Raw genomic sequence first — 19,652 nt, 5'->3', positions numbered from 1 at the left:
CGCCGAGGCGCGTGTCGCGTTCCGACGGCCGGATCAGGCCGAACACCTGCTTCACCGGCCACCGCACGTCGACGATCTCGACTTAATGGTCGCGTACGTCGCTTGGCGCATATCAACGTCACCCGCTCTGACGGGGTCTTTGTTGAACTGCAAGACGCGGTTGGGCACCTGCTGAGTTCCGTCGAGGCGCTCGACAAGTCGCTTGCGGTCCGGTCGCCAGCAGATTTCGGTACAGCAGTCCTTGTTTCCGAGCGCCGGCATTTTAGTGGAGGACCGGCATCTTGTCCATGTCGTTGAAGGTGAGGCCGGCATGGACGCAGACGTCCCGAATTCTCGCCTCGTCGAGTGCTTCCCGGAGGAGCTGGCGCAGCTCCCGATCGCTGTCCGTCCAGGGTCTCGGCCGCCCCACCTGCCGTTTTGCGTGGTCTTGGTCCACTGTGCACCTAGCGTGGATACCGGCCTCGCACAGGGCAAGTTTCGAGAAGCATGGTGTCGATCGCCGATGTGAAACTCATGGATCTCTTACGAGCAGAAGGCAGAGTGATTATGAGTAGCGGTGCGGTCCTCATACTTTTCCCCATCATCGTGGGCATCATCATGCTCGGGCTCGGCCTTACCCTGACCCTTGAGGACTTCCGCCGAGTGGTGAGATATCCCAAGGCGATGGTGGTCTGCCTGGTCTCCCAGATGCTGATCCTGCCGGCGATCTGCCTGGGCCTGGTGGTCGCGTTCAACCTGCGCCCCGAGCTGGCGGTCGGCATGATGCTGCTCGCCGCCTCGCCCGGCGGCAGCACGGCCAGCCTCTACAGCCACCTGTTCAAGGGTGATCTGGCGCTCAACATCTCGCTGACCGCGGTGAACTCGGTGCTGGCGCTGTTCACGCTGCCGATCATCGTGAACCTGTCGGTGTCGGCCTTCGTCGGATCGGACAGCTCGCTCGGCCTCCAGTTCGACAAGGTGATCCAGGTCTTCGCCCTGGTCCTGATCCCGATCGCCATCGGCATGGCCATCCGCGCGAAGTTCACCGCCGCCGCCCAGCGCTTGGAACGCACCGTCAAGATCCTGTCGGTGGTGGCGCTGATCGTGATGATCTCCGGCGTGATCGCCGGCATCGGCGCGGAGGTGTTCGACATCCTCGGGGAGATCATCCTCGCGGTGCTGGCGTTCAACCTGATCAGCATGGCGATCGGCTACTTCGGCCCGCGCCTGCTCAAGGTCGGCGAGCGGGAGTCGATCGCCTCGGCGTTCGAGATCGGCCTGCACAACGCCAGCCTGGCCATCACCATCGGGATGAGTCCGACGCTGCTCGACAACTCCACGATGGCGATGCCGTCGGTGACGTACGGCTTCGTCATGTTCTTCACCGCCGCTGTCTTCGGCATCATCGTCTCCCGCCGCGTGCGGGCCACGGCCCCGACCGGCGACCTGTCGGCGACCGCGAGCCGGGTGTGATCCCGGCCCCCGCCGGCACGATCGATTGAGAGCGTGGACCGAAGAGCGCGCCCGGCGGCTTCGCCGGGCGCGCTCTTTCTCGTGGTACGACCTCAGCGCGCCGTACTGCGCCCCGGCAGCCAGAGGCAGGACGCGAATAGAGACGGTGGGTAGCTCGGGCCGACCCGGGGGAGACCACCGTGTCTCCCGGGGACGACCAGCACGTACGCCGCCGGTCTTCCGCGACCGGCGGATGCCCGGCGGTGCCTGCCGCACGCCGACCACGACGGCCCCTGTGCCCGCCGCCTGCGCCGCTGGGGACCGGGTTCACGGGGGCGAATGGTGCCCGGCCCGCCCCGGTGCGACGATCATGATCGTCCCCGAACGTGGCGAGGAGAGCGCGATGATCAGTGACGCTGAGCTGGACGACTGCCGGCGGGTCGCCGAGGAGGCGGCGCGCCTCGGCGGGCGGGAGCTGCTGCGGCGCTTCGGCGACCACGGCCGGGTCGACTACAAGACGGCCTCCACCGACCCGGTGAGCGACGCGGACCGGGCCAGCGAGGCGCGGATCGTCGAGCTGCTGCGCGCCCGCCGGCCAGACGACGGCATCCTGGCCGAGGAGGGCAGCGACCGGGTTGGCAGGTCAGGGCTGCGCTGGGTGCTGGACCCGCTGGACGGCACCGTGAACTACGTGTCCGGGATACCGTTCTGGTGCGTCAGCGTGGCCTGCGAGGAGGAGACGGCCGACGGCTGGCAACCGGTCGTCGGGGTGATTCTCGACCCGGTGCACGACGAGCTGTTCCACGCCGTCCGGGGCCGGGGCGCGTACCTGGGCGACACCCCGCTGGCCCGGCCCGCCGGCGCCGCCCTCGACGAGGTCATCCTCGCCAGCGGGTACGCCTACGACGTCGCCCACCGTCGGGTGCAGGCGGCCGTCGTGGCCGACCTCGCCGGGGACGTACGCGGGGTGCGGATGCTCGGCTCCACCGCGCTGGCCCTGTGCTGGGTGGCCGCCGGGCGCTGCGACGCGTACGTCGAGGACCGTGCCTTCCGCTGGGACTGGGCCGCCGGCCTGGTGATCGCCACCGAGGCCGGCGCGGCCGTCGAGGTGAACGGCAGCAGGGTGCTCGCCGCGCCGCCGGAGCTGATCGACGAGTTCCGGCCCCGGGTCGCGGCGCTGGGCTGACGCCGAAAGTGTGACGAGCCGCCCGGCGGGGGGTTGCGCCGGGCGGCTCGTCACGTCGGGGAAAGCTCAGAGGAAGAGCGTGTTCGGGCCCAGTCCGCAGACGACCCGGCCGTACAGCTCGGTGTTGGTGTCGGCGTTGATGAGCCCGTGCAGGCTCATCGCGTTGATGTCCCGGGCGATCCGTTGGATCGGCACGTCACGGTAGATGGACGAGCCGCCGCTGGCGGAGGCGAAGATGTCCACCGCCTCCTTGGCCAGCCGGGTGGCCCAGCCGTGGTCGGCGCGGACCCGGGCCCGCTCCTCCAGCGTCCACTCCGCGCCGCTGGCCGCCTTGCTGTCGACCAGGTCGGCGGCGTGGTACGCGTGGAACTCGGCCTGGTCGATCTTCATGAGCGCGGTGCCGATCTTCAGGTGGGTGACCGGCGCCTCGCTCTGGTTCTCGTAGTTGGTGTAGGTGATCCCCCGGCCGGGGAGCCGGTCGAGGAACTCGTCGCGCGCGGACTTGGCCACGCCGACCGCCGCGCCCACGCCGGACGCCGCCGCGTTCAGCGCGGCCGGGGTGCGCCAGACGGAAGAGTCGGCGTTGCCCTGCGACAGGCCCTGCGGGATCATGGCCGCGCTCATCGGGATGATGTGGCTGCTCGGCACGAACACGTCGCGGGCCACCGTGGTGACGCTGCCGGTGGCGGTCAGGCCGGTGGTGTACCAGTCGTCGACGATCTCCATGCTGCCGATCGGGATCAGCGCCATGATCGGCTCCGGCTCGGCGTCCGGGCGCAGCAGGACCGCGGCGATCTCCTGCCACTGCGCGTGGTGCGCCCCGCTGATGAAGTGCCAGCTGCCGTTGACGACGACGCCCCCGTCGGTGGGGACGGCCGTGCCGCCGACGCTGTTGGTGCCGCACACCCGCGCGTTGGGGGTGGCGAACACGTCGTCCTGGGCCTCGTCGGGGAACAGGCCGGCGAGCCAGGTGGGAATCCACAGCACGGAGGTGACCCAGGCGGTGCTGGCGTCGCCCCGGCCCAGCTCGGTGGCGACCGCCACGAGCGTGCGGGTGTCCACCTCGTACCCGCCGTAGCGGCGGGGCGTGCGGAGCTTGAACAGCCCGGCCTCCTCGATCGCGGCCACCGTCTCGTCGTGGAGGCGACGGTTCTCCTCCTGCCACGCCGCGTGTTTGCGGATCAGCGGGACGAGATCCGCGGCGCGCTGGACGAGTTCCTCGCGGCTGGGTGCTTCGGTGATCGTGGGCACATGTCCTCCTCAACGGGCGACCGGATCGATCGGAATCCTGTCTGCCAAGCGCCATCGACGCTGTCACATCCCGGCTGCCGCGGCCTCTTCCGGATTGCTCGTTGCCAATGCTGGTTCGGCCGGTGGAAAGGGCACGAGCGGAGAAGTCGGCCCCTCCGTGGCCGTGTCAAGGTCGCAGGTGTCGCCCGGTCTTCGTGTGGGCCGGCAGCGACCGTCGAGGGAGGAACGATGAGTTTTCCGCAGATCGTCTCGCGTGAAGAATGGACCACTGCCCGGGAAAGGCTGCTGGAGGAGGAGAAGGCGCTGACCCGTGCCCGCGACCAGCTCAGCGCCGCGCGCCGGGCCATGCCCGTGGTTCCGGTGGAGAAGGAGTACGTGTTCGCCTCGCCCACCGGTGAGGTGACGCTGCTCGAACTGTTCCAGGGGCGCCGCCAGTTGCTCGTCCGGCACTTCATGTTCGCCCCGAACGCGGAGGAGGGCTGCGTCGGCTGCTCGATGCAGGCCGACAACGTCGGGGACCTGTCGCACATGCACGCTCGGGACACCTCGTTCGTGATGATCGCCCGGGCTCCGCTGGAGAAGATCGAGAAGTTCAAGGCCCGGATGGGCTGGGCCCACATCCCGTGGGTGTCCTCGTACGGCAGCGACTTCAACTACGACTTCAACGTCACCATGGAGAAGGGCGAGCTGCCGGCGGTCAGCTCCTTCATCCGCGAGGGCGAGAAGATCTTCCACGCCAGCTCGGTGTTCGACCGGGGCGGCGAGGTGTTCATCAACACCTACAACTACCTCGACGTCACCCCGCTGGGCCGGCAGGAGGAGGGGTTGGCGCATCCGTGGGACTGGTGGCGGCACCACGACCGCTACGACGCCGAGCAGGCCGCCAACCCGGGCGAGAACTGGTGGACCGGGCTGAACAAGTTCCAGGTGCGCCACGACAGCCCGGCCGAGCAGCAGTCGACGGAGACCGCGACGCAGTGACGGCGGCGCGGTGGGGTGCGGCGGCACCTTACCGTCCGCGGCGGCCGGTTCCCGGCCGGCGGCTTCGGCCGTCGCGGGGAGCCGGCCGCCGTCGTGCGTGAGGCAGGACGCCCGGGCCCCGGTCGCCGCGACGGCGCGGCGCCTGGGCCCTGCGCCGTTCGGCTCGTGCGTCGTTTCCAGCCGTGCGTCGTTCGGGTCGCGGTCCGCTCGGGTCGCGGTCCGCTCGGGTCGCGCCGGGGCGGCGCGCGGGATCAGGAGGGGACGGCGACGCTGTGCCGCTGGGCCGGCACCGGGGCTGCGGCGCGCCGGGGGACACCGCCGAGCATCCGCAGCGCCGCCGCCGACGGGGAGCCGGCCTCCACGGTGAAGGTCACCAGCATCAGGTTCGGGGCCTCCTCCAGCCGCAGCGTGTGCTGGTTGACCGTCAGCGCGCCGACCACCGGGTGGGCCATGTCGTAGGTCATCGTCTCGCAGGTGCTGACCGGGTGCTCGGCCCACATCCCGGCGAACTCCGGGCTGCGCGACAGCAGCTCCTCGACCAGCCCGACGACCCGGCGGTCGTCGCGGTAGCGGCCCACGGCCATCCGCAGGTAGGCCACCACGGAGCGGGCCTTGCCCGGCCAGTCGGCGTACAGCTCGCGCATCCGGGGGTCGAGGAAGACCGACCGGCTCATGTTGGGCGCCTCGTCGAGGTGCCAGGCGAGCAGGGCGTGGCCCAGCGGGTTCCAGGTGTGCACGTCGGTCGCGGCGCTGAGCACCATCGCCGGCACGTCGGGCATCATCGCGAGCATCTGGCGCAGGGCCGGCGGCGCCGAGCTGGCCCGGACCGCCCGCTCGGGCGCCGTCCGGCCGGGGCGGGCCAGCGTGAACAGGTGCGCCCGCTCGTTGCCGCCGAGCTGCAACGCTCGGGCGACCGCGTCGAGCACCTCGTCGGACACGTTGTGCGCCTGGCCCTGCTCAAGCCGGGTGTAGTAAGAGACGCTGACCCCGGCGAGCTGGGCCAGCTCCTCGCGGCGCAGCCCGGAGACTCGCCGGCGCTCGCCGTAGCGGGCCAGGCCGGCGTCCTGCGGCCGGATGACACCGCGTCGCGATCGGAGGAACTCGCCGAGCGGATTCATGCGACTCAGTATGACGGACCACCATGACACTGTCAGTGGTACCCACCGTGGAAGTACCAACGGTTTCCGACCGGGCGGGGAGGGGAATCCGCCGCGCCCGGCCGGGGGCAGCCGTCCGGACCGGTCAGGCCGTCTCGGCCAGGAAGCGCATGATGTGGTCGTTGGTGATGTCCGGCTGTTCGGTGAGCGGGACGTGCCGCGAGTCGGGGACCAGCGCGCCGGCCGAGCCCTTCGGCAGCGCCTCGACGATCCGGGCGAGCTTCTCCTCGTTCATCGCGAAGGCGACGTCCTGGACGCCGAAGATGTTCAGCGTCGGCTGGCTCGGCAGGGCCCCCCACAGCGCGGCCTGCTCGGCCGCCCACTCGGGGCCGCCGAACGTCGCGGCGGGGAAGTTGGTGCGGTACATGCCGAGTGCGGCGTTCAGGTTCTCCGGGGTGCCGAGGGCGGCCCGGATGTCGGCCAGGTCCTGGGTGACGTCGTAGCCGTCCCTTGAGTACTTGTGCAGCATGAACTCCAGGAAGGCCAGGTCGTTGGCGGCGACCAGCTCGTTGGCGGCGGCCATCTGGAAGAACCAGAAGTGGGCCTGGACGTTGATGCCCCGGGGGTCGAGCAGGTACTCGCCGAAGAACTGGAACGGTGGCACGTCGCAGGCGACCAGCCGCGACCACCGCTGCGGCTCCTGCACCACCGCGCTCCACGCGACGGCGGCCCCGAAGTCGTGCCCGATCAGCACCGCCCGCTCGTCCCCGCCCAATGCCTCGTGCAGGGCGTTGACGTCGGCCACCATGTCGCGGATGTGTTCGCCGCCCGGCGGCGGGACCGAGCTGGGGGCGAAGCCGCGGGTCCACGGGGCCACGGCCCGGTAGCCGGCGTCGGCCAGCACCGGCATCAGGTGCCGGAACGAGTTGGGAGTGAACGGGAAGCCGTGCACCAGCAGGGCCAGCGGCCCCTCGCCCAGCTCACGGTATGCGATGTCGACACCGTTGACGGTGACCTGTGATTGACGCATGGGGTGCCTCCTCGGCGGGCATGGATTGATCCAAGACTGGCCGAGCCGACGGTGCCCCGCTTCTCCGTGCGTGCTGCCCCTACCACGACTCGACGCCCCTCGTGCGGCATCGACCGGGATGTCCCCTGATCCGGTGAAAGACCGGGTGGTCGCGTCTGTCCCGGTCTCCCCGTCGTTGTATTGCGCGGACCTGGGAGGGGGGACCGTGGAGTACGCACTGGTGATCTTTCACGACGAGGCCGGCGAGCTGAGCCCGGCGGAGATCGACGAGCATCCCCGGCACCGGGCCTGGTTGGACGAGGTGCGCCGGCGGGGGGCGTTCGCGGGCGGGCAGCGGCTGCGCCCCGGCCGCGCCGGCCGGACCGTCCGCACCCGGGCCGAGGGCACGCTGGTCACCGACGGGCCGTTCATCGAGGCCCGGGAGCAGGTGGGCGGGTTCGTCGTGCTGAACTGCGCGGACCTCGACGAGGCGACCGAACTCGCCGCCCTGCACCCGTTCGCCGAGCTGGGTGCCATCGAGGTGAGGCCGGTCTGGACCTGGTGACCTTCACCGTCGACGCCGCCGTGGCCGGCACGTTCCGTCGGGAGTACCACCAGCTCGTCGGCGGCCTCGTCGGCCTCACCCGGGACCGGAGCCTGGCCGAGGACTGCGTGCAGGAGGCGTTCGCCGCCGCGCTGGAGCGTTGGCGGTGCGAGGGCGTGCCGCGCCGGCCCGGCGCGTGGCTGACCACCGTGGCGCGCAACCGGGCCGTCGACCGGCTGCGCCACGAGACCGTACGGGCCGCCCGGCTGCGCGAGGCGGCGGCCGTCCTCCCGGCGTACGACGAGCTGCCGCCGGCGCCGTCCCTGATCCGGGACGTCCAGCTACGCCTGATCTTCACCTGCTGCCACCCCGCGCTGTCGTTGCCGTCGCAGGTCGCGCTGACCCTGCGTACCGTCGTGGGGCTCGGCCCGGCGGAGATCGCCCGCGCCCTGCTGGTCCCGCCGGGAACCCTGGCCCAGCGGCTGGTGCGGGCCCGGCGCAGCCTCCGCGAGGCCGGCCTGCGCTGCGAGCTGCCACCGGCCGCCGAGCTGCCCGGGCGGGCCACGGCGGTGCGCGCGGTGCTGTACCTGCTGTTCACCGAGGGGTACGCGGCCACGGCCGGCGCGGACCTGGTGCGGCGCGGGCTGTGCGCGGAGGCGGTCCGGCTGGCCCGGCTGCTGGCCCGGCTGCTGCCCGACGACCCGGAGACGCTCGGCCTGCTCGCGCTGCTGCTGTTGCACGAGGCCCGGCGCGACGCCCGGACCGACGCCCACGGCGACCTGGTGCCGCTGGAACGGCAGGACCGCCGGCGGTGGGACCGGGACCGGGTGGCCGAGGGGGTGGGCCTGCTGGACCGGGCCCTGCGCCGCGGCCGGCCCGGCCCGTACCAGGTCCAGGCGGCGATCGTGGCCTGCCACGCCACCGCCCCGGACGCCGCGCGCACCGACTGGGCCCAGATCGCAGGGCTCTACGCCGAGCTGGCGGAGCTGGCGCCGTCGGCCGTGGTCCAGCTCAACCGGGCGGTGGCGGTCGGGATGGCGCACGGCCCGCAGCGGGGCCTGGCGCTGCTGGAGCAGGTGGAGCGCTCGGGCGAACTGGCCGGGAATCACCTCGTCCCGGCCGTCCGCGCGGATCTGCTGCGCCGGCTGGACCGGCGCGGCGAGGCGGCCGGGGCGTACCGGCGGGCGCTCGACCTGGCCGGCAACGACGCCGAGCGCCGGTACCTGCGGGGGCGGTTGGCGGAGGTGACCGGCCTGCCCCGGGACCAAGCAAAATAAAGCACCAGAAAATGTATATTTCCCCAAGAGCTGCCCGTCGGTCTGACGAACCCGGTCCGGTACCGCCGGCCCGGCCAACGACGAGGGGATTCAGACATGTTGCTGGAGAGCAGGACCGCGATCGTCTACGGCGCGGCGGGCGCGCTGGGCGGCGCGGTGTCGCGCGCCTTCGCCCGCGAGGGCGCCACCGTCTACCTGGCCGGACGCCACCTCGACCGGGTCGAGATGGTCGCCAAGGAGATCACCGCCGAGGGCGGCCGGGCGTACGCCCACCAGGTCGACGCGCTCGACCAGGAGTCGGTCGACGAGCACGCGGCGCTGGTCGCCGAGCAGGCCGGGAGCCTCGACGTCTCGTTCAACGCCGTCGGCCTGGACCACGTGCAGGGCGTCCCGCTGCGTGAGCTGGACCTGGACGACTTCCTGATGCCGATGAACACCTTCGTCCGCACCCAGTTCCTCACCTCCACGGCGGCGGCGCGGCGGATGGTCGAGCAGCGTTCCGGGTCCATCGTCATCCTGTCCACGTCGGCGGCCCGGGCGCCGATGCCCTCGGGCGGGTTCGGCGTGGCCTGCGCCGGCATCGAGTCGCTCTCCCGGGAACTGGCCGGGGAGGTGGGCCAGTTCGGGGTGCGGGTGGTCTGCCTGCGGCCTGACGCCGTCCCGGAGAGCGTGCAGCACGGCTCGTACGTCCGCGACACATGGCGGCGCGCGGCCGAGGCGAACGGGGCGACGCTGGAGGACATGCTGGCCGCCAAGCCCGGCATGCCCGACCCGCTGCTGGGCCGGGCGGTGACCCTGGCCGACGTCGCCGGCACCGCGGTGTACCTCGCCTCGGACCTGTCCAGCGGGCTCACCGGATCGATCACCACCGTCGGGTGTGGAGTCCTCGTCGACTGACTGACGGAACGGCCGCCCGGGTGTGACCTCGCACCCGGGCGGCCGGCTTTCCTCGCCATGTGAGCGGGCTTTCCTCGCCATGTGAGAAATAGAGCAAGCTCGAAGAGGGCCGGGGCGGGGTAGCGTTGGGTGGGGCCCCACGGCGCGTGCTCAGGGTGCCACTGCCAGTGGTACGCACGGCAGGGAGATGGGTACCCCGACCATGGCTACCTAGTGTTTGTAATCATGGCGGAGAATCAGAGCACGTCGGAGCAGCTCAGCTCCGCGCAAAAACTTGCCCTTTTCGTACTGCTCGGCGCGCAGTTCATGTTGTCGGTCGACTTCTCCATCCTCAACGTGGCCCTGCCGCGGATGGGTGAGGGCGTCGGGCTCAGCCTGGCCGACCTTCCCTGGGTCGCCAGCGCGTACGCGCTGCCCGCGGCCGGCTTCACGCTCCTGTTCGGCCGGATCGCCGACCTGTTCGGCCGGCGGCGGCTGTTCCTGACCGGCATCGCGCTGCTCACCGTGGCCTCGCTGCTCGGCGGTTTCGCGACCAACGCCACGATGCTGCTGAGCGCCCGGGTGCTGCAGGGCTTCGCCAACGCGATCGCCATCCCCGCCGCGATGGCACTGCTGATCACGACCGTGTCCGACGAGCGGGCCCGCGCCCGGGTGCTCGGCCTCAACGGCGCGCTGCTCTCCGGTGGCTTCACCGTCGGCGCCCTGGTCGGTGGCAGCCTGGTCAGTGCCCTGGACTGGCGCTGGGCGTTCTGGATCAACGTGCCGGTGGCGGTCGCCATCATGGTGCTGACCCCGCTGGTGATCAAGGAGAGCGTCCGTCCGGCCGGCGTCAAGCTGGACGTGCCGGGTGCCGTCACGGTCACCGCCGGCCTGCTCGCCCTGGTGTACGGCGTGAGCATGCAGAACTGGATCGCGCTCGCCATCGGCGCGGTGCTCATCGCCGCCTTCTGGTTCGTCGAGCTGAAGGCCAAGGCGCCCCTGGTGTCGCTGACCCTGCTCAACCGGCCGAACATCAAGTGGGGCAACTTCGGCGGCATGGTCGCCTTCGTGATGGCCAGCGGCATCAACTTCGGCCTCACCCTCTACATGCAGGACGTGCTCAAGATGGAGCCGTTCACCACCGGCCTGGTGTTCGGCGTGCCGGGCCTGGTGGCCGTCATCGCCGGCGTCATCGCCGGGCGGATGATCGGCCGCTACGGCTACCGCAACGTGCTCGCCGTGGGCCTGCTGGTGCAGGGGTTGACCACCGTCCCGCTGCTGCTGATCGGCACCTCGAGCACCTCGAGCATCCTGCTGATCGTCCCGTCGCTGTTCCTGATGTACTTCGGGCACGTCACGGCCGTCGTCGCCTACACGGTGACCGCCACCTCCGGGCTGGACGACTCGCAGCAGGGCCTGGCGACCGGCCTGGCCACCCTGGCCCAGCAGATCGCGGTCACCATCGGTATTCCGATCTTCGGGGCGATCGTCGCCGCCCGCACCGACGTGCTCGACGGCGTCCACCTCGCCATGCAGGTGCAGATCGTCGTGATCCTGGTGTCCGTGGCGCTGATCTGGTTCGGCCTGCGCGACCGGGGCACCACCGCCGGGCCGTCGGCCACCGGGCGGCAGGAGCCGGAGCTTACCCCCGAGGCGCAGCAGCCCGCGCCGGTGCCGGTGCCGCGCACCGTCAGCGAGAACCCGGTCTAGGGCCGGTACCAGGGGCCGCCGTGGCGGCTGATCCACCTCGCTCGGCCGGGTGCCGAGACTGTTGACCGGCGAGGCCCTCGGCGGATGGTTCATCGACGATGACCGCCCGCCGGGGGCCTCGCCGCTGTCGCCGCGACTGCCGGGACGGGCGGCGTTGCCGCCATGGCGGGCGGACGGGGATTCGCTCGGGTAGGCACGCTCAGAGAAGGAGCGCATTCCACCCCTTGTCAAACTTGGTCAGTGTGGACAAGCGCACCCCGAGCGCCGGAGATCGGACCGCGGCGGAGGGTGCGCACCGTGACGGAGTGGGCGTGGTCTCCGCCGTCGTCGCTCCGCTCGTACGGAAGGGGCACCCATGGACTATCCGGAGCTGGCGCGCCTGGTGAACACCGACCCGGTGGTGCAGATCCTGTTGGAGGCGCCGATCCTGATGCGGCTCGGGTACGTGGGGCTGGACGGCCATCCACGCTCGATCCCGGTCGCCTACGTGTGGAACGGCAGGGCCTTCGTCTTCGCCAGCCCGACCACGGCGTACAAGGTCAGGGCGATCGCGGCGCATCCGCAGGTGTCCTTCACCGTGGACACCATGGCGGCTGAGCCCCGCGCGAAGGTCGCGGCGGCGCTCGGTGCGCCGGTCGCCGACTACACGCCGCTGATGATGCTGGTCCGCGGTACGGCCTCGATCGAGGTCGTGCAAGGGCTGCCCCAGGTGCACATCGACGCGTCCCGCCGGATGATCGGTGAGCACAACGTGCCGGAGTGGGAGCGCAGCAAGCGCGAGCACACCAGTGAGATGGCCCTGGTCACGATCGTGCCGACCCACGTGACCGTGTGCGACTTCATCACCCGGTTCCCGCCGCCGGCCGAGGTCAACGCCCCCGCCCACGGGGCGTCCCCGGATCCGGCCGTGCGCTGATCCGCCCGGGGGCGGTCTCACCCGCCCTCTCCGGCCCGCTGAGGGCTCTGTGCGCCGCACGTCCGCCTCCGCGGGCCGTCCGCCACCCGGCGGGCGGCCCGTTCGGCGTCCGGCCGTCGACGTCGCAGCAGCGGGACCGGGAACGCGCGGGTTCACGCCTGCGGCGGCTGCGGTGCGGGGTCCGTCTCCGGGAGGGGCGCTCAGGCCCTGCCTGCGGCGGGGCAGGTCAGCACGACGGGCGCCCCGCGGGACTCACACCGCGGGACGCCCGTGTCCGGTACGACCGGTCAGGACTGCCTGAGCCAGTCGGCGAGGCGCTCACCGATCATGATCGAGGTGAGGTTGGTGTTGCAGTTGACGATCGACGGCATGACGGAGGCGTCGCAGACGTACAGGCCCTCGATGCCGTGCACCCGCAGCCGCTCGTCGACCACCGCGCCCTCGTCGCCGGCCGCGCCCATCCGGGCGGTGCCGACGGGGTGGTAGCCGCTGTCCAGGCTGAGCCGGACGTAGTGGCGCATCAGCTCGTCGTCCTCGGCCATCTCCTCGCCGAGCACCACGAACCGTTGGCCCTTGTCCTGGATGCCCGCCGTCTGCATGAACTGCCAGCACTGGCGCACGGCGGCGATGAGGGTCTGGACGTCGTTCTCGGTGTCGAGGAAGTTGAGCAGGACGTCCGGCGGTGCGGTGGGGTCGGCCGAGGTGAGGGTGAGCCGCCCCCGGGACTCCGGCCGCTGGTGCACGACCATCACCCCGAAGATCGTCTTCGCCGCGGCCAGCATCTGCAGCTCGGGGAAGAGCGTCAGGTCGAAGTGGTTGATCATGTAGTACTGGAGGTCGTTGAACTCCGTGGACCCCGGTGCGGTGGTGCGCAGCAGCATCTGGAGGAAGGCGTCGTCGGGGTTGAACGTGCCCGGCTCGGGCACCATGAACGCGCCGGTGCGCGGGTGGTCGATCAGGTCGGCGCCCACCCCGGGGCGGTCCAGCAGCACGTCGATGCCCAGCCGCCGCAGGTCGCCGCCGGGTCCGATGCCGGAGCGCATGAGGATGGCCGGGGAGTTGACCGCGCCGGCGGCCAGCACGACGGCGCCGGCCTCGATCACCTCGGTGCCGCCGCCGGGCTTGGCCACCTCGACGCCGCGCGCCCGGTTGCCGGCGAACAGCACCCGGTTGACCTGGACCCCGGACCGGATCTCCAGGTTCTCCCGGCCGCGGGCCTCGCCCAGGTACCCCATGGCGGTGGAGAACCGGGTGTGGGTGTCGCGGCGGTTCGACGGCATCGGGCCGACGCCGCTGGCCTCCGGGTGGTTGTGGTCCTCGATGGCGGGGAAGCCGGCCTTGAGGCAGGCGTCCTGGAACACCTGCTGCACCGGGGCCAGCTCGTCGCCCTTGAACCGCCGGATCGGGATGGGGCCGCCCTTGCCGTGGTACTCGTTGTCGAAGTCCAGGTCGTCCTCGAGTCGCTTGTAGAACGGCAGCACCTCGTCCCAGGCCCAGGCCGGGTTGCCCATCTCGGCCCACTCGTTGAAGTTCACCGGATTGCCGCGCAGCGCGATGGTCGCGCCGACCGCGGACGACCCGCCGGTGACCTTCCCGCGCGGGTAGATGATCCGCCGCCGGTCGGTGATCTCGGCCTGGAAGTGCCAGTCGTGGATGTCCATCGACATCGCGCTGCCGTTGAGCAGGTCGGATGGCGTGTCGGCGACCGTGGCGAAGTCGGGGCCCGCCTCCAGCAGCAGGACCTTACGGTGGGGATCCTCGCTCAGCCGGGCGGCCAGCGCGGCTCCGGCGGAGCCGGACCCGACCACGAGATAATCGATTCCGTTCATCATCGGCGTCCTTCGGTACGTGGAGGGTTGGCGATCCTGTCGGACTGACCCACAGGAGTGGATGCGCTTCCATTGCGGACGTGCTCGGGACCCGCCACGAGCATCACACCGGGCTCCGCCCGTCGCTTCTCCGCCGTTGCTCACCGCCCCCGGGCGTTCCCCGGGGCGCGTTCCATCAGGAGGCCGCCGCCGTGCCGTCAGGGCCGGCGGTGCGGGCGTCTCAGGTGCGCGGGGAGCGCCGCCGCCGGGCCCGGGCGAGGGAGGTGGCCGTCGCCTCGTACTCGTCGCCGGCGCCGACCATCAGCGAGCGCAGTTGCGCCTCGAAGCACACGTCGGCGTCGTACGGGTCGATCAGGTAGCCGCCGAGTTCGAGGCTGACCAGCCCGTGCAGGGCGATCCACATGTTCTGCGCGACCAGCAGCGGGTCGCCGGCGCGGAACCGGCCCTGCTCGGTGGCCCGGGCCACCGCGTCGACCAGCGGCTGGAGGGTGTACTTGCCGTGCTGCCGGTCGCCGTCGGCGAGGGCGAACCCGCCGAGCGCCGCGCTGCCGAACATGACCTGGTAGAGCTGCGGGTGGTCGAGCGAGTTGGCCCGGTACGCGTACCCGAGGGCCATCACGTCGGCGACCGCGTCGGGGGTGGCCCGCACCGTGGACATCCGCCGGTGCAGCCGTGCGAAGCCCTCGTGCACCATCGCCCGGACCAGGTTGTCCATGCCGCCGAAGTGCGTGTACACGGCCGTGGTCGAGGCGCCCACCGCGGCGGCGAGGCGGCGCGTGGTGAGGCCGGCGGCACCCTCCTCGGCCAGCAGCCGGGCTGCGGCCTCCAGCAGGGTGGTCGCCAACTTCGGGTCGATCCGGCGCGGACTCACATTGACATGATCTCACGCCCGGCGTACGTTCGTTGAAGTAACGCTGTTACGTAACTGCGATACACCAAAAGATCGCGCCAGCTCGTGGAGGTCCCAATGAGCGTCGTCGCCCTCGCCCCCCAGACCCTGCCCCAGCACGACAGCCGGCGTCCCGTCGCCGCCGAGGCGACCGAGCTCGACCTGGTGGTCACCGGCCGGCTGCCCGCCGAGTTGAACGGCTGCTTCGTCCGGATCGGGCCGAACCCGATGGGCGGCGGCCAGTCCGGCCACGCCCTGGTCGGCGACGGCATGGCGCACGGGGTGCGCCTGCGCGAGGGCCGTGCGCTGTGGTACCGCAACCGGTGGATCCGCACCGACCGCACCACCCGTGCCCTGGGCGAGCTCGCCCTGCCCGGCCCGCGGCACGGGCTGTCCGACAACGCCAACGCCAACATCATCCGGCACGGCGGGCGCACCCTGGCGCTCGGCGAGGCGGGGGTGCTGCCCGTCGAGCTCGACGACGAGCTGGAGTCCGTGGCCCGGATCGACTTCGACGCCACCCTGCCGCACGGCTTCGCGGCGCACGCCGAGTGCGACCCGGTCACCGGAGAGCTGTTCGCCGTCGCCTACTACCACGAGCTGCCGTACGTCGAGCACCTCGTGCTGACCCCCGAGGGGCGGGTGCGCCGCAGCGAGCGGATCGAGGTGTCCGGCCCGCCCCTGATGCACTCGCTGGCGCTGACCGACCGGCACTCGGTGCTGTTCGACCTTCCGGTCACCTTCAACCCGGCGCTGGCCCGGGCGGGCTCACGCTTCCCGTACGCGTGGTCTCCGCAGCGGCCGGCCCGGCTCGGGCTGCTCCCGCGTGAGGGGCGCGGCGCCGACGTGCGCTGGTTCGACGTCGACCCCTGCTACGTCTTCCACCCCGTCAACGCCTACGAGGTCGACGACCGGTGCGTGGTCGACGTGGTGCGCTACGACCGGGTCTTCGACCGCGACCTGCACGCCCCGGGCGAGTCCGCCCCGACGCTGTGGCGGTGGACGCTGGACCTGACCCGCGGCACCGTCGGCGCCGAGCAGCTCGACGACATCCCGCAGGAGTTCCCGCGCATCGACGACCGTTGCAAGACGATGCCGCACCGGTACGCCTACACCGTGGCCATGCAGTCCGGGGCCGGGGTGCTGGGCGGCTCGGCGCTGCTGCGCCACGACATGGTGCGCCGCGAGGTCGCGGTGCACGACTTCGGGCCGTACCGCGAGGCGGGTGAGGCGGTGTTCGTCCCGCGCGGGCCGCTGTCCGCCGAGGACGACGGCTGGCTGCTGACCTACGTCTACGACGGTCGGACCGACCGCAGCGACCTCGTCGTGCTCGACGCGGGCGACTTCGCCGGCCCGCCGGTCGCCGTCGTGCACCTGCCGGGCCGGGTGCCCAGCGGGTTCCACGCCAACTGGCTCGTGTCCTGAGCCGCCACCCGGGTGGCGCCGGGAAGAGGCAGATTGCCGACAGCAACTGGGCAATTTGAAGGAACCGTGGAACAGGACGGGCGGTTAGCTTCGCGGCAAGCCGCTGTCCCCGTTCCCACGGGTCGTACGGCGGACTCCCTCGCGTTCCCACGGAAGGTGCCTGAAGATGACCCAACCCCTTACCGCCGCTCCGTCGTCCGGGCTGCTCGCGCGGCTCAACGGAGCCCATCACAAGGCGGCCCTGAACGGCTTCCTCATCATCGTGCTGGCGCACTGGGCCGAGCACCTGGTCCAGGCGTACCAGATCTGGGTGCTCGGCACGCCACGGCCGCAGGCGCGCGGCGTGCTCGGCCAGTTCTATCCCTGGCTGGTCTCCTCCGAGTGGCTGCACTACGGCTACGCCATCGTGATGCTGGTCTTCCTCTTCGCGCTGCGCCGCGGCTTCGTCGGCCGCGCCCACACCTGGTGGGTGGTGGCGCTGGCCATCCAGTTCTGGCACCACATCGAGCACTTCATGCTGCTGTGGCAGGTGCAGAGCGGCACCATGTTCTTCGGCCAGAAGGTGCCGACCAGCATCCTTCAGCTGGTGCTGCCGCGGGTCGAGCTGCACCTGTTCTACAACTCGATCGTGTTCATCCCGATGGTGGTCGCGATGTACCTGCACCTGCGCCCGAACCGGCGCGAGCAGGAGCTGATGACGTGCAGCTGCATCGGGCACCGCGTCTCCAGCCAGTCCGTCGTGCCCCATGCCGCGTGAGCTGAGCCTCCTGTCCGGCGGCCGTCGACGGGCGGCCGTCGTCGCCGTGGTCGCAGCGGTCGCCGGGCTGCTTGCGCTCACCCCCGGCGCGGCCCGGGCCGACGGCGGCCTGGTCTCCGCCGACCCTCCGGCAGGCGCGGTGCTCACCGCCGCGCCGGCCGAGGTGACCCTGGACTTCGATGCCGGCGTCGACGAGGGAGGGTCACACGTCGCGGTGCTCGACGTCGAGAACCGGACGGTCACCGACGGCGAGCCGACCAAGGCCGGTTCCACGCGGCTGCGGCTGCCGGTGAGCATCGGCGCCGCCGGCGACTACACGATCGCGTACCACGTCACCTTCACCGACGGGTCGACCGTCACCGGGGCGCACCGGTTCAGCGTGGGCACCGGCGTCGCGCCGGCCCCGCTGGACGACGCGGCCCGCCAGGCCGGCGTGGACGTGGTGGTCGAGCACGGGCACGGCATCGACGGATTCAGCGCCTTCCTGCTGGTCATCGACGGCGCGGTGCTGGCCGTGGCCCTCGCCCTGCTGTGGCTGCGTCCGCGCGGCGGGCGGGCCGAGTCCCTGCGCCTCGACCCGCGGACCTGACGGGCGGGCACGACGTGACGGCACCCTGGGCAACGGAAAGCGGCGCCGACGAGATCCGTCGGCGCCGCTCGTGCCCGCGGTCAGGGTACGGGGAAGAACGCCCGCACGAACTTCTCCCACCCGCGTTCACCGATCATCGCCCGCATCTTCGGCAGCAGTCGTGGCGGCATGCCGAGCCGGTAGCGGATGCGCGGGTTCGGGGTGGAGACCGCCGTCTCGAGTACCTTGGCGACGTTCTCCGCCCGGACCGCGATCTTGCCGCGCAGCGGCGGGTTGTCGCTGAGCCGGTACGCCTGGTGCCAGTCGACGAAGTGCTCCCAGAAGTCCCGGTACAGCGCGGGGTTCTCGTGCGAGTCCATGCCCAGGTCGGCGACGCTGTCGGGAACGAAGCCGCCCAGGATGGGCGCCGGTTGGAGCACCACCACCTTGATGCCGAAGGGAGCCACCTCGAGGCGCAGCGAGTCGCTGATGGCCTCCAGCGCGTGCTTGGTGGCCTGGTAGTAGCCCCGGCCCGGGGTGGCGAACATGCCGAAGATCGACGACATCATGATCACCCGCCCGCCGCCCTGCTCGCGCATGCCGGGCAGGACCATCTGGGTGAGCCGGCACAGCCCGAAGACGTTCGTCTCGAACTGGGCGCGGACCTGGTCCATCGGGGTCTCGCCGATGGTGCCGTTGAGGCTGTACGCGGCGTTGTTGATGAGGGTGCCGACCGCACCGTGCTCGTCGGTGATCCGCTTGACCGCCGCGGCCATCGACTCCTCGTCGTTGACGTCGAGGTAGAGCACCGTGATTCCCTCGTCGGCCAGGTCGGCCAGGGCCTCCACGTTGCGCCCCGTGGCGTAGACCGGCCAGCCGGCCCGGTGCAGCCGCAGTGCGGTTGCCTTGCCGCTGCCCGAGGACATGCCGGTGCCCGACGAGGCACCGGTCAGCAGGATTGCGCGTGACTGGGTCATGATGGCGTCCCTTCCCGGCCGGGATTCACTCGTCGGACAGCCGCGCGATGCGGCTGCGGTCGACGGAGGAGCCCAGGCCGGTGGCGTCGACCAATCGGTTGATGAACGCGAACAGGCAGGCGCAGAAGACCGCCTCCAACATCTCGGCGTCGCTCCAGCCGGCCGCGGCGGCCTTTTCCCAGTCCGCGTCGGTGATCTTGTACGCGCCGGTGCTCACCTTCGTCACCAGCTGCATGAGCGGCAGGGTGCGCTCGTCGACCGGCAGTTCCTCCGCGGTGTTCGCGTCCGACACCGCCTCCAGCAGTTCGTCGCTGCCGCCGAACTGGCTCAGGAACCAGCTGTGCGTCCCGACGCAGTACGGGCAGCCGTTGAGCTTGGACGTCCAGGCCGAGATCAGTTCCTTAATGTGCCGGGGGAGCGTGTCACCGCCGAAGACGCCGCCGTATCCGGCGAGCACCACCGCGAGCAGCCGCGGATTGGTGGAGGTGAGCCGGAACATGTCCGGCACGAATGGCAGCCCGGTGACCGCCTTGATTTCTTCGTAGAGTTCGGCGGTGCGTCCCTCCGCCTTATCCTCGTCTATCATCGGGACTCTGACTCCCGGCTGTTTCGTCGTCGTTTCCATGAGCCTTCTCCTCGGTGCTCGGGCGACGCCGGGCCAGCCGTGCGACATTACGCTCCGGGGCGAAACCGGAGTGCTGTCGGCGCTGGCCGCAGCGATCTCCGACGGGGCTGCGGGGCGACACGGAAACGCCGACGACGGCGGTCGGGCAGCGATTCCGCTGGCCCATGATGGCACGTATTCGCAGGTCCGATGCTCTCCCAGGTTGCCTACTGCAACCGTCCGGCGGCCGACCGACGGCGCGGCTCGACCGTACCGAGTACTGGATGAAGGTACTTTTCGCCGATAGCCTGTATTCAATTCACAG

General features: G+C 71.2%; 18 protein-coding genes. 11 read left to right on the top strand and 7 right to left on the bottom strand.

The features are described 5' to 3' along the window. Nucleotides 1-546 precede the first annotated feature (546 nt). Nucleotides 547-1,452 (top strand): bile acid:sodium symporter family protein, encoded by a 906-nt coding sequence (locus ACFYZF_RS08655; protein WP_387018365.1) that lies wholly within the window; start codon nt 547-549, stop codon nt 1,450-1,452. A gap of 382 nt (nt 1,453-1,834) precedes the next feature. After that, entirely contained in the window at nt 1,835-2,617 is a 783-nt protein-coding gene (locus ACFYZF_RS08650; protein ID WP_387017333.1) for an inositol monophosphatase family protein, read from the top strand. 66 nt (nt 2,618-2,683) lie between these two features. Here the strand turns inward: ACFYZF_RS08650 and ACFYZF_RS08645 are convergent, their stop codons facing one another. Then, on the bottom strand, nt 2,684-3,868 hold the full coding sequence (locus ACFYZF_RS08645; protein ID WP_387017332.1) for an acyl-CoA dehydrogenase family protein: 1,185 nt from the start codon (nt 3,866-3,868) through the stop codon (nt 2,684-2,686). A 228-nt stretch (nt 3,869-4,096) separates the two neighbouring features. On the opposite strand from ACFYZF_RS08645, the gene ACFYZF_RS08640 reads away from it, so the two are divergent. Further along, nucleotides 4,097-4,849: a DUF899 domain-containing protein gene (locus ACFYZF_RS08640; RefSeq protein ID WP_387017330.1), complete on the top strand. Its 753-nt coding sequence runs from the start codon at nt 4,097-4,099 to the stop codon at nt 4,847-4,849. A 251-nt stretch (nt 4,850-5,100) separates the two neighbouring features. On the opposite strand, the gene ACFYZF_RS08635 is transcribed toward ACFYZF_RS08640, so the two are convergent. Beyond that, nucleotides 5,101-5,967 carry a helix-turn-helix transcriptional regulator gene (locus ACFYZF_RS08635; RefSeq protein ID WP_387017329.1) on the bottom strand — a complete coding sequence of 289 codons (867 nt, stop codon included), beginning with the start codon at nt 5,965-5,967 and terminating at the stop codon, nt 5,101-5,103. A 124-nt stretch (nt 5,968-6,091) separates the two neighbouring features. Further along, nucleotides 6,092-6,976, bottom strand: coding sequence for an alpha/beta fold hydrolase (locus tag ACFYZF_RS08630; RefSeq protein ID WP_387017328.1), 885 nt, complete (start codon nt 6,974-6,976; stop codon nt 6,092-6,094). A gap of 205 nt (nt 6,977-7,181) precedes the next feature. Between ACFYZF_RS08630 and ACFYZF_RS08625 the strand changes: the two genes are divergently transcribed. The 5 genes from ACFYZF_RS08625 (at nt 7,182) to ACFYZF_RS08605 (ending at nt 12,278) form a co-directional block, all read left to right on the top strand. Further along, nucleotides 7,182-7,520 carry a YciI family protein gene (locus ACFYZF_RS08625; RefSeq protein WP_387017326.1) on the top strand — a complete coding sequence of 113 codons (339 nt, stop codon included), beginning with the start codon at nt 7,182-7,184 and terminating at the stop codon, nt 7,518-7,520. Then, nucleotides 7,517-8,776 (top strand): RNA polymerase sigma factor, encoded by a 1,260-nt coding sequence (locus ACFYZF_RS08620; protein ID WP_387017325.1) that lies wholly within the window; start codon nt 7,517-7,519, stop codon nt 8,774-8,776. The genes ACFYZF_RS08625 and ACFYZF_RS08620 overlap by 4 nt, the downstream gene beginning before the upstream one ends. Before the next feature lie 96 nt (nt 8,777-8,872). Then, complete coding sequence (locus ACFYZF_RS08615; protein WP_387017324.1) at nt 8,873-9,673, top strand: SDR family NAD(P)-dependent oxidoreductase; 801 nt, start codon at nt 8,873-8,875, stop codon at nt 9,671-9,673. Between the two features lie 225 nt (nt 9,674-9,898). Beyond that, nucleotides 9,899-11,362 carry an MFS transporter gene (locus tag ACFYZF_RS08610; RefSeq protein WP_387017323.1) on the top strand — a complete coding sequence of 488 codons (1,464 nt, stop codon included), beginning with the start codon at nt 9,899-9,901 and terminating at the stop codon, nt 11,360-11,362. A gap of 355 nt (nt 11,363-11,717) precedes the next feature. Next, nucleotides 11,718-12,278 carry a pyridoxamine 5'-phosphate oxidase family protein gene (locus ACFYZF_RS08605; protein ID WP_387017322.1) on the top strand — a complete coding sequence of 187 codons (561 nt, stop codon included), beginning with the start codon at nt 11,718-11,720 and terminating at the stop codon, nt 12,276-12,278. 287 nt (nt 12,279-12,565) lie between these two features. Here ACFYZF_RS08605 and ACFYZF_RS08600 read toward each other — a convergent pair whose 3' ends face one another. Continuing rightward, a complete protein-coding gene (locus ACFYZF_RS08600) occupies nt 12,566-14,107 on the bottom strand; it encodes a GMC family oxidoreductase (RefSeq protein WP_387017320.1) in 1,542 nt (513 codons plus the stop codon). A gap of 220 nt (nt 14,108-14,327) precedes the next feature. Next, nucleotides 14,328-14,978 carry a TetR-like C-terminal domain-containing protein gene (locus tag ACFYZF_RS08595; RefSeq protein ID WP_387017318.1) on the bottom strand — a complete coding sequence of 217 codons (651 nt, stop codon included), beginning with the start codon at nt 14,976-14,978 and terminating at the stop codon, nt 14,328-14,330. 96 nt (nt 14,979-15,074) lie between these two features. Between ACFYZF_RS08595 and ACFYZF_RS08590 the strand changes: the two genes are divergently transcribed. The 3 genes from ACFYZF_RS08590 (at nt 15,075) to ACFYZF_RS08580 (ending at nt 17,767) form a co-directional block, all read left to right on the top strand. After that, nucleotides 15,075-16,421: a carotenoid oxygenase family protein gene (locus tag ACFYZF_RS08590; protein ID WP_387017316.1), complete on the top strand. Its 1,347-nt coding sequence runs from the start codon at nt 15,075-15,077 to the stop codon at nt 16,419-16,421. Between the two features lie 166 nt (nt 16,422-16,587). Further along, nucleotides 16,588-17,178 (top strand): hypothetical protein, encoded by a 591-nt coding sequence (locus ACFYZF_RS08585; RefSeq protein ID WP_350888372.1) that lies wholly within the window; start codon nt 16,588-16,590, stop codon nt 17,176-17,178. After that, nucleotides 17,168-17,767 (top strand): copper resistance protein CopC, encoded by a 600-nt coding sequence (locus ACFYZF_RS08580; protein WP_387017314.1) that lies wholly within the window; start codon nt 17,168-17,170, stop codon nt 17,765-17,767. The genes ACFYZF_RS08585 and ACFYZF_RS08580 overlap by 11 nt, the downstream gene beginning before the upstream one ends. Before the next feature lie 80 nt (nt 17,768-17,847). Here ACFYZF_RS08580 and ACFYZF_RS08575 read toward each other — a convergent pair whose 3' ends face one another. Continuing rightward, a complete protein-coding gene (locus tag ACFYZF_RS08575) occupies nt 17,848-18,723 on the bottom strand; it encodes an SDR family NAD(P)-dependent oxidoreductase (RefSeq protein WP_387017313.1) in 876 nt (291 codons plus the stop codon). Nucleotides 18,724-18,748: 25 nt separating this feature from the next. Next, nucleotides 18,749-19,348: a carboxymuconolactone decarboxylase family protein gene (locus tag ACFYZF_RS08570; protein ID WP_387017311.1), complete on the bottom strand. Its 600-nt coding sequence runs from the start codon at nt 19,346-19,348 to the stop codon at nt 18,749-18,751. Between the last annotated feature and the right edge of the window lie 304 nt (nt 19,349-19,652).

Source organism: Micromonospora sp. NPDC001898, assembly GCF_042891255.1.
Classification (GTDB): domain Bacteria; phylum Actinomycetota; class Actinomycetes; order Mycobacteriales; family Micromonosporaceae; genus Micromonospora.
The sequence above is the reverse complement of the archived record's forward strand: the minus strand, read 5'-3'. Positions and strand labels throughout refer to the sequence as shown.

What these genes read in the sequence shown, in the direction of transcription:
- ACFYZF_RS08605 (WP_387017322.1), top strand. Translation starts at nt 11,718, where the DNA reads ATGGACTATCCGGAGCTGGCGCGCCTGGTGAACACCGACCCGGTGGTG.
- ACFYZF_RS08615 (WP_387017324.1), top strand. Translation starts at nt 8,873, where the DNA reads ATGTTGCTGGAGAGCAGGACCGCGATCGTCTACGGCGCGGCGGGCGCG.
- ACFYZF_RS08570 (WP_387017311.1), bottom strand. Translation starts at nt 19,348, where the DNA reads ATGGAAACGACGACGAAACAGCCGGGAGTCAGAGTCCCGATGATAGAC.
- ACFYZF_RS08575 (WP_387017313.1), bottom strand. Translation starts at nt 18,723, where the DNA reads ATGACCCAGTCACGCGCAATCCTGCTGACCGGTGCCTCGTCGGGCACC.
- ACFYZF_RS08630 (WP_387017328.1), bottom strand. Translation starts at nt 6,976, where the DNA reads ATGCGTCAATCACAGGTCACCGTCAACGGTGTCGACATCGCATACCGT.
- ACFYZF_RS08655 (WP_387018365.1), top strand. Translation starts at nt 547, where the DNA reads ATGAGTAGCGGTGCGGTCCTCATACTTTTCCCCATCATCGTGGGCATC.
- ACFYZF_RS08600 (WP_387017320.1), bottom strand. Translation starts at nt 14,107, where the DNA reads ATGAACGGAATCGATTATCTCGTGGTCGGGTCCGGCTCCGCCGGAGCC.
- ACFYZF_RS08640 (WP_387017330.1), top strand. Translation starts at nt 4,097, where the DNA reads ATGAGTTTTCCGCAGATCGTCTCGCGTGAAGAATGGACCACTGCCCGG.
- ACFYZF_RS08585 (WP_350888372.1), top strand. Translation starts at nt 16,588, where the DNA reads ATGACCCAACCCCTTACCGCCGCTCCGTCGTCCGGGCTGCTCGCGCGG.
- ACFYZF_RS08580 (WP_387017314.1), top strand. Translation starts at nt 17,168, where the DNA reads ATGCCGCGTGAGCTGAGCCTCCTGTCCGGCGGCCGTCGACGGGCGGCC.
- ACFYZF_RS08650 (WP_387017333.1), top strand. Translation starts at nt 1,835, where the DNA reads ATGATCAGTGACGCTGAGCTGGACGACTGCCGGCGGGTCGCCGAGGAG.
- ACFYZF_RS08635 (WP_387017329.1), bottom strand. Translation starts at nt 5,967, where the DNA reads ATGAATCCGCTCGGCGAGTTCCTCCGATCGCGACGCGGTGTCATCCGG.
- ACFYZF_RS08610 (WP_387017323.1), top strand. Translation starts at nt 9,899, where the DNA reads ATGGCGGAGAATCAGAGCACGTCGGAGCAGCTCAGCTCCGCGCAAAAA.
- ACFYZF_RS08590 (WP_387017316.1), top strand. Translation starts at nt 15,075, where the DNA reads ATGAGCGTCGTCGCCCTCGCCCCCCAGACCCTGCCCCAGCACGACAGC.